The organism is Acinetobacter sp. AKBS16 (assembly GCF_002899995.1).
GTDB lineage: Bacteria > Pseudomonadota > Gammaproteobacteria > Pseudomonadales > Moraxellaceae > Acinetobacter > Acinetobacter baumannii.
Window position 1 is genome coordinate 19,701 of the sequence record NZ_POYH01000055.1, and the last position, 9,342, is coordinate 29,042.

A 9,342-nucleotide genomic window follows, 5' to 3' on the forward strand; every position below is an offset into this window, starting at 1 on the left:
ATAAGGAATAAACTCATGTTATATCAACATATTCTTGTACCAATTGACGGTTCTGAAACTTCTATGGTTGCTATGAAGGAAGCAATCAAAATTGGGAAAGCATTAAACAGTAAAATTACGGTTGTACAAGTTATGGCACTTGACCCGATTATTGCTGACCTTTACGTTAAGACGGGGCAAACCAATGAATTGATTGAGCGTACTAGAACATATTTGCTAGATATTTTAGAGCAAGCCAAGCAACAATTTTTGCAAGAAGGTCTTAGTGTAGAAACCAAATTACTTGAAGGTTTTGTTGTTCACGAAGAAATTATTCAAGCTGCACAAGAGCTTAATGCTGATCTGATTGTGATGGGTTCTCATGGCCGCACGGGTGTACGAAAACTTGTATTAGGAAGTGTTGCGCAAAAGGTTTTAGGTGAAAGTCATATCCCGGTTTTAATAGTTCGTTAAAACTAAAAAGCCTGTCTAGCTTATGGAGCAAGGCAGCAATTATTAAAATACTTTTAAGGCTGCCAAGCAAATTCCTTTAAGTTTACTTTGCCATTTAATAAATAGATTCCCTCTGCTTCAAGCTTTAACTGCTGAATATTTTCGCCCTTTTCATTAAACTTACTTAGGCTAATTTTACCTTGCGAATTAATAACACGATACCAAGGGACCTGATGATCTGCCTCAAGATGTTTAAGCACATACCCAACTAATCTGGCATGTTTAGGTAAACCTGCCATACAAGCAACTTGGCCATAAGTTGCAACTTTTCCATATGGAATCAAAGCGATGACTTCTAAAATTTGTCGATGTAGTTCATACTGAGTTGTCAAAATGGAATCCATAAACGTTGACATTATTCATATCATATAAAAATTTTTGAATAAAATTAAACCTACTCTAAGATGAGCTCAAGGGAAAATCGCATGAAAAAAATATTGCTGTTGATCAGTGGAACTTTACTGTGTGTTTCTTGTACTACTCGTCCCCCTCTGCAAAAGCCAGACTTATTAGAGGAGCCTGGTAATAATAGACCTGTAGTCCCTGTAACTTTCGTTTTTACAACAAACAATCCTTCTGCTGCACAATTTGATAACTTTACGCAGATGCGTAAAGAAATCAGCATCCTTAATAAATATTATTTAGATGACCAAGGAAAGAAAATATTTAATTTCAAATTAAACCGTTATATCCCTTACAAAGAGTTCTCAAAGTTACATTGTGATTTAAAACAACAAATTAACCAGCCTTATCCCATTTCTACTGAAACGATTCCTGCCAGTGTAAATACATGTTTTCCTAAGCGTACTGCAAGTAAAGAAGTCATTGTTTTTATTTATGATGCCTACTCAACAAAATGGAAATTTAAAGATGTTACAAGTAGAGCATTTCGTAATAATGGCAAACCTTTTATTTTATTAGATTGGAACCGTCTAAATTATAATATTCAGGCTGGTAGTGTGCATGAGATGGGGCATGTATTTGGTCTAAAACATGTTTGTGCACCGAAGGCTACAAAACGTACTCCAACCAATATTATGACAAGTGCCGAATGTAAATTAGGTAGTGGTGGCTTAAGAAATTTAGGGTTTACTCCAGTACAACTGCAAACCATTTTATCGACTTACAACCAATATCCTTAAAATTTAACTTCAAGATATCTCCCTAATTTATCTTGGGATGCCATGTAATTCTCAGGGGTCAGTAAAGATGTCATGTAAGCATTGGCCTTTGAGAAATCTTCCGCATCTACAGGATAAGGCTGCCAAAATGTTTGTAAATTATTGGTGTACATGGGGTAAAGGCGAATGATATCTTTTGCCAAATCAAGTCTAGCTATACAGCCAAATGGCAAAGCATTTTGCTGTTCATATTCACCGTCACTATTAAAGACTGCATTGCCTATATTAAAAACAACAGGCTTTTGATTGATGATCTGGATTGGTTGAATAGTATGAGCACCATGACCAACGATCAGATCAGCTCCTGCTTGAGTAAGAATAGTCGCGAGTTTAGTTTGGTCTTTTGTAATAGGCTTAAAGTCGACACCCCAATGACAAATAACAATAATTTTGCGTTCTGGATGAGCCTGCTTATAACGCATTATTTGTTCAAGTAAAACGCCATTTAAGCAAGCTACTCCACTTCTTGATCCTAACGCATAAAAGTCATAATCCAGATAGGCTGTGTCTCTATGCCAATAACCATTAAAAATCGCATAGTGCTTAGTCTCAAAAGTGATTTCAAAGTAATTGTGAGCATCTTTCTGGTTCAGTCCAGCGCCAATATAAGAAATACTCGCCTGATCCAACTGTTGTAATGTATAGGCTAATCCTTGCTCACCGTAATCTTTCAAATGGTTATTTGCCAAAACCAAATAATTTAGATGAATGCGCTTAAATTCTTCTAATGTTTTTTTAGCATCTGCTTTTAAAACAAATGGCTTTTTATCTTTTAACGGCGATTGATTTTCTAAAGAAAATACTGCTTCAAAATTAGCGATGTTGATGTCATTTTTACCTAAAAAGGGCTGTATTTTTTCAAATGAATAATGATATCCATATTGCTGTAAGGCATCTGTTTGCCCTCTAGACTTACGCTTTTCAGTATACATTTCACCAAAATAGGTATCTCCAAGAATATTGATAATGCCTGTTTGAGAAGAATATTTTTTTGCCTCCACATACCCTTCTTGAAAATAATGATAGTAAGGAACCAAATGCTCCAGACGGTGAATATCATCCAGAAAAGAGAAAAAACCAATGCTCCGGTTATGTTCGGAATAAGTGATATAAATCTGTCTAAAGGTATGTGAGATATATAAAACCGAAGTGAGTACCGGATGAGCAAGCAAAGGCGTAATCGGTTGATATACTTTATTTTTAAAAGAAAGTGTTCTAATAAAGAAAAGTTTTTTCAGCTCGGCTGGATAGCTATAAATGTGTTTTACCAACAAAAATAGATTTTTTAATTGATTAGGTGCTCTTAAAGCTAACTGGTAATCTTCTGCTCTTTTAGACAAGATCAATTGTGTTTGCTCAACAGAACCCAACAGCATATTGCTTAAGGCATCTTTAACATCATTTGCCTGAGTAAAAATTAAGAATTGTAAGTGCTCGGCAAATGTATATGATTCATTTTTTTCTAGACCTAAATTTTGTTTACCAATTTTCTTAATTTTTTGTTCAGGAACCCGATAGACTTCATCAGCTTGAACTTTTTTTTGATGAAATTGTTCTAATGCATAGTCAATCAGTAATAATGTAGAAATGTCTCCATCAATTTCAAATGCCCAAATTTCCTCTTCAAATTGAGCATGATCAAGAGCAGCTAGCAGCTTAAGTTCAAATAGAGGGTAAGTCATATCTCCCCTCCTTCGAAATCTTTTACGTAGGCAATATAACCAGAAAGGTTGTGTTCCTGATCATCAATTCTTACTCTAAAGCGGTCATGCCGTACATAAAAAGCATGCAATATTTTATCTGGTCGAGCCATATACATGGCTATTTCCGGATAGAAAAAACCTGTGGTTTGAAATTCGGCTCGAAACGTAATGAGTTTTTTTAACTCAGACATATATGCTTGTTCAAAAAGTGCATTATGGCCTTGCTCTTTTAAACGATTTACCATTTTATAGGCTGCCATTAGCATTTCTAATAAAGTGGCATATGTTGTTTTTCTATTTCGAATAAAAATAAAATGTTTTAAATAGTTATTTAAACCAAAAATAAAATATTTTTCTTCAGGACACATTTTTGTAAGCTCATTGGTACAATAACTTAACCAATGATCATGATATTTTTCATATCTTTTATGAATAAAATTTTCAAACATTAACTTAACTGTGTCTAATAATCTTTTATCCTGATTAATTTGATATAACCTTAATAAAGCTAATGCTGCTTCTCCATCATAATAAATGATTCTGAACTTTTCTTTTAAATCATAATTTGGATAATTTAATACATGAGTAGTTAATCCATCCGGATCTACTAATTCTAAAATACCATGAGCAAGTTTCTCTGCATATTTTAAATAATCATCTTTTCCTGTGATTTCTTGATATTTCGTTAACATTAAAATAGCTGCGGCATTTGCACCTAATTTAATTTCTAGCTCCCCTTCTTTACCATCAATCATAAACGCAGTTATTGGGTCTTTTTCTTTATAGAAAGTAGTAAGTGCGTATTGAATTGCTGCAACAATTTTAGGCCAGTATTCAGGTTTATCTTGTACTTCAAAAGTCTCTAAAAGCGCGTAAAGCGAAGTACAGTGACGTACCGTATTATAGTTCCGTATATCACGATCATAAGCAGGAAAATATCCATAAATGAATTTGCCATTTTCTTGAATCTGGCTATGTAAAAATGCTGCATTTTTTTCAATGAGGTCTCTAAAGTGCTGTTTTTTATTGCTAGCAATGGCTCTAATGCCATTTGCATCGTAGCGACTCGCTAAATTAATAAATTGTCCATTTTCATAAAAAGTTGCATAGGTATCGAAAGTCCACACTTCTTGTAGTGACTGAAGTCTAATTTCCGGCTTTGTTGCACGATATTTTTGTTTAATTGCATAGTTCAGATTTATTTCATCAAAAAAGTTCGGCTTGTCATAACTTAAGCCCCGAATAATGGCTTTTCCATATATTTCTTGCTCCAGAAAAGCTACCGAACAGGAATCATCAAATCCAATACCTCTGCGGTAATGATTATTGTGAAATTGGTGATGAACCTGCTGCTCTATTTGGTTCCAACTTTGCTTTTCTAAATTGTACGCAACATCAATTTTTATGTAGTCTGGAAGTTGATCTGGCGAAAACTGATCATCAATAAAATCAAATAATTGTAGAGTTGCTTGTGTAAGCACTGTTTTTTCACTATGCCATACGCTACATCTATGATCTTTAGGGCCAAATGATATAAATAAAATAGTTTCTTCTTGAAGGTCTGAAACATGGTGAACGATATGTTCTAACCAAAGCTTGAGCTGTCTTTTGAAGTCTAAAAATACCGCCACTCGAATTAAGTCCCTATCCGTTATTTGTTGTTCTATAAAATTCTCAATGCATCATAGCATGAACTCTTTCAAAGCTAGGTTAACGTATTGTTTAAAAATAAAAAAAGAGAACCCTAGAGTTCTCTTTTTCTGATGAGTCAATTCTCTATTAATAGATAATTGAATTATTATTTAACAAATCTACTAAACTAGTAATAGGATTTGTTGCGTGGTCTTCATTAGTTAAAGTTAACAATGCGGTAGGAGTTGAAATACCCCCACTACTACCATCTCGGTCAACCAATAAAGTAACCTGATTCCCACTAATACTCACACTAAGATAATTATTAATATTATCTGTGGTAGCGCCTGATAATAAAGATGAAACATCGATTTTATCGCCTTCAGACATATTAAAATCTAACCACTGATCAGTTCCATTCCCACCTGTTGGGCTTGAACCGTTAAGTACATTGTAAATTAACAAATCAGCGCCATCACCTAATGTGAAGACTTCATTTGCGGATTGACTAACAGCGATATCGTTCCCTGTTGTACCAGCATCTGGCGTACCAATCAGAACATTATCAGCATCTACTTTAATTGTTAAAGTTTGTGTGTTTACAGTACCATCCAATGTCTCAATTTTATATGTAAAGACATCATCTTTACCAAGGTCAGCAATTTTACCATTAGCTTGATAACTATAGGTTCCATCTAAATTAACAGTTAAAGTTCCATACGCTCCTACTATTGGTGTTGAATTTGCATCCAAATAATTGCTAGGCGTAGTCGATCCAGCCGCAACACCAATTTTAAAGACACTTGAATATAATATATCATTAGAAATTAGGTCACCTGATACAGAAGATGCTGTATATGTTGTATCTTTAATATCTAATTGAATATTATTAATACCAAATGTCTTACCAGTAGTATTCGTCCAGTTATACGCTATTGAACCATCACCATAACCAATATTTAGATCATAGTTAGCCGACGAATTTCCTGTATTAGTCACTTTATAATAATACTTCGTACCACTGGTGGTTGATGTCCAAGTGGCCAATTGAGTATCGAATGCTAGTGTTCCTCCATCTCTCTCTAATTCAATAACCACATTATAAGCACTGGTTTGGTTTCCTCCTCCTAAGAAGCCAAAGTCTTGAGTCACATTTGATGGTAATATTGATGTGAAAGAAATATATGCTGTTTGCCCTGCACCTAGGGTAAAACGCCCAGAATCATCTGGTATTGCCGTACTACCTGTCTCAGGAGGTGAAGTAGGTAATACACCGTTACTTCCAGTTACCTGAATACTATTTGAAGAATCACCAGAACCATTTAATACCTGATCGAATAAAGTAGTAACTGTACCTGCGGAAGCCTTATTATCAGCGGTCAGTTGCGTTACTAACTTATTAGCTTCTTCTAGTCCTGTTTTACCCGTCCAATCTAATGTAACTAAATTAGAGTCCAAACGAATATAAATAGTTGCCTGTTTTGAATGACCATCATTATCTTGTACGGTATAAGTAAATGCTTCAACCTTACCTAAGGCAGTTGCATTAGCCGTCATTTGATAACTATATGCACCAGTTGAATCTATAGTTAAAGTACCATACATCCCTTCAATGACTTTAGGAGTACCAGACACTACAGTTTCATCTACACCTGCTGTAGTTTCTTTAATGGAAACAATTGACAAATCTAAACCTATCGGTGCAGCAGTATCATTAGATAAAACATTACCAGTAATAAGATCTGTATTGTTAATGGTTGCTACTACATCGTTAGACGATAATATTAAATTACCTAATAAGTTCAGAGATAATAAGTTACTTAAAGCACTCGAGGTTGAGGAATTTGGAGCAAGAATAAATTTATAGACACCAGCATCATCCAAAGATATGGATTGCGAACCAGACGCGGTAAAAGTTAAAACATTATTGTTTAACGTATATGCATTAGCAATAGTATTATAAACTTCATAGCTACCTGTTGATGTTTGTTTAGCAATAATCAAATCAAGACTACCACCAATATTTCCACCTAAAATAGCATCAATTAAATTCCCAACTGCACTTATATCTAAACCAGTAGACCCACTTGCCGTTAATGTTAAAGTGATTTGTTCATTTGTACCGACAGTCACACCAGGAGCGGATGTAGCACTCAGATCTAAATCAATTAAATCTCCAAGAACACCAGCATTAGCTAAAGTAAAAATACCACCACTAATATTTGGACGATCTGCTGTAGTAGATAACTCATAGTTAGTTTGGTTAGGATCATCAAGCGCGACAATATTATGCAGACTTGCAATTGTTGGTGTAGAAATATTGCCAGCCGCATCTTTTGAAGTAACAACCACTGTGTCCCCTAAAGCGATTGCAGGGTTCAACGTGACTGTATAACTACCATCAGGATTAGCTGTAGTTGTACCAAGTAATGTATCCGGAATACCATCGCCATCACTGTCTGTACCACCATAGACATTAATAACACTATTAGCTTCCGCAGCTCCAGCAACACCAGTAACGGTGGTTTCATCCAATGAAGAAACAATTGGTGCTTTTGGTGCAATAACATCTGCCACACTTATAGTTAAAACGGCTGTATCTGATTGAGTACCGTCTGATAAAGTGTAAGTAAAATCATCTACCTGACCATTAGAATCTACACTACCATTCAGCACATAACGATAAACACCATCTTTATTAATATACAAGGTACCATACAAACCTTTAATCACGGCATCTGTACCATCAGTAGGGACATCAACTCCATCTACTTTGGTCACAAGTGCTGCATCACTATTACCACGATCATCTGCTCCAGATCCATTGTCATCAAAAACATTACCTGATACTTGTGGTGTAGTGTAATAAGTTTCTGAACCATTGATGGTTACATTGGTAAACTCAAGTACACTAAGTAAATTATCAACCAATGCGTCTGCAATATAATCTAAAACAGTATCAACACCACCTAAAAGACTACCAACTAATGGTATTTTCACAATTGCTGCGACAATATCAGTCACAGCTAATGTTTCACCAGCAGCATTAGCAATATTTAACAGTGGTTCTAAAACATTTCTTACTAGAGTTCCTAAATTTAATACTTGACCATTTAAGGCAGTTTCTACCGCATCTAATACAACATCCTGATTGTCAGCTCCTAATAAAATACCTTGGTCACCTAGTTGTGCTAATGTTAAATCATCTAATAAATCACCAATAGCACTACTATCGTTCTGCACTACAACACGATATTGACCTTCTGGTACACCTGTTAGATGCACAGCTATTGTTTTGCCATCATCTACAATACCTAAAACCCCTAAACCAAGCGCATCAGCAATTAAACCTCCATTTGTAGTTGTAGCCGTGGTGTATTGTACCCAATTAGCCCCATCAAAATATTCGACTAATACACTAAACCCGGAAGCAACTGCTATCAAATTGTCTTGGCTTACTTGAATAACAACATCACCTTCATGACCTGTACCAATATCTGCGCTATTTCTAGGGACAGAAAACTCAACATTCATTGAAGTATCACCAATAATAGAGGTATCAAGAACATTAATATCTTGAGCTATTATTGGTGCGTCCCAAATAGTACTTACAAACGTACCTGGATCAAACGTTACATTATCATTAATAGCATCAATGGTATTAACCACAAAGCCGTCCGTACCATCGAATACATCGCCTTTACCCAAGTTACCTGCAAGGTCCGTGTAGGCATCATCTGCAACACTGATGCTTGGTGCAGTTAGAGTACCGTCTTGAGTAAACGTAGCTGTCCAGACATTCGGGTTGGTTGTACTTTGGACCAGATTGCTCAGCGTACCGCCTACGGGCGTGATGTCATCAATATCAAAGCCACTGACCGCCTCGCTAAACGTAAAGCTGATTGTTGTCGATTCACCCAAGGATAGATTCGTATCAGTTGCGCTGATTACAAGTGTCGGCGCCAATGTATCGACCGTAAGGCTCTCTGTTGCAGTCAGGTTGGCATTACCTGCCACGTCCGTAACAATACCTGCCGGTACGTTCACAACCACATCGCCTTCAAAGTCCGCAGCCGGTACCAGCGTACCGCTGAAGCTGCCATCGCCGTTGTCTACAAGGCCGGTCAATGTGCCGTTAGCAATGTCCAGCAATCCCTCAAGCGCATCTGCCGTAAGCGGACTGCCATCAACCGCATTAACTGCTTCACCAAAGTCAATCGTGATTGCATTCGTTACAGGATCAATCGTAATCACCGGTGCCGGAGCTAGCGTATCAACCACAAAGCCGTCCGTACCATCGAGTACATCGCCTGTACCCAAGTTACCTGCAAGGT

At 36.3% G+C, this 9,342-nt stretch carries 6 protein-coding genes; 2 read left to right on the forward strand and 4 right to left on the reverse strand.

Annotation, left to right across the window (positions count from 1 at the left end; translation table 11 throughout):
• The first annotated feature begins 15 nt into the window (after positions 1 to 15).
• Entirely contained in the window at positions 16 to 453 is a 438-nt protein-coding gene (locus C1642_RS09540; protein WP_000966781.1) for a universal stress protein, read from the forward strand.
• Between the two features lie 53 nt (positions 454 to 506).
• On the opposite strand, the gene C1642_RS09545 is transcribed toward C1642_RS09540, so the two are convergent.
• The gene (locus C1642_RS09545) at positions 507 to 836 is read right to left on the reverse strand and encodes an MGMT family protein (protein ID WP_004736925.1); all 330 of its coding nucleotides are present in this window, start codon (positions 834 to 836) and stop codon (positions 507 to 509) included.
• Positions 837 to 917: 81 nt separating this feature from the next.
• Between C1642_RS09545 and C1642_RS09550 the strand changes: the two genes are divergently transcribed.
• The gene (locus C1642_RS09550; protein ID WP_000722330.1) at positions 918 to 1,634 is read left to right on the forward strand and encodes a hypothetical protein; all 717 of its coding nucleotides are present in this window, start codon (positions 918 to 920) and stop codon (positions 1,632 to 1,634) included.
• On the opposite strand, the gene C1642_RS09555 is transcribed toward C1642_RS09550, so the two are convergent.
• The 3 genes from C1642_RS09555 to C1642_RS09565 all read right to left on the reverse strand — a co-directional run.
• Positions 1,631 to 3,355: a CapA family protein gene (locus tag C1642_RS09555; protein ID WP_000222010.1), complete on the reverse strand. Its 1,725-nt coding sequence runs from the start codon at positions 3,353 to 3,355 to the stop codon at positions 1,631 to 1,633. The two genes, C1642_RS09550 and C1642_RS09555, sit on opposite strands and share 4 nt — an antisense overlap.
• Positions 3,352 to 5,007, reverse strand: a complete 1,656-nt coding sequence (locus C1642_RS09560; RefSeq protein WP_004736927.1) for a hypothetical protein — start codon at positions 5,005 to 5,007, stop codon at positions 3,352 to 3,354. The genes C1642_RS09555 and C1642_RS09560 overlap by 4 nt, the downstream gene beginning before the upstream one ends.
• Positions 5,008 to 5,155: 148 nt before the next feature.
• Positions 5,156 to 9,342, reverse strand: a 4,187-nt coding sequence (locus C1642_RS09565) for a beta strand repeat-containing protein (RefSeq protein WP_228153833.1), incomplete at its 5' end; no start/stop codon positions are given.

What these genes read in the sequence shown, in the direction of transcription:
- C1642_RS09540 (WP_000966781.1), top strand. Translation starts at nt 16, where the DNA reads ATGTTATATCAACATATTCTTGTACCAATTGACGGTTCTGAAACTTCT.
- C1642_RS09545 (WP_004736925.1), bottom strand. Translation starts at nt 836, where the DNA reads ATGGATTCCATTTTGACAACTCAGTATGAACTACATCGACAAATTTTA.
- C1642_RS09550 (WP_000722330.1), top strand. Translation starts at nt 918, where the DNA reads ATGAAAAAAATATTGCTGTTGATCAGTGGAACTTTACTGTGTGTTTCT.
- C1642_RS09555 (WP_000222010.1), bottom strand. Translation starts at nt 3,355, where the DNA reads ATGACTTACCCTCTATTTGAACTTAAGCTGCTAGCTGCTCTTGATCAT.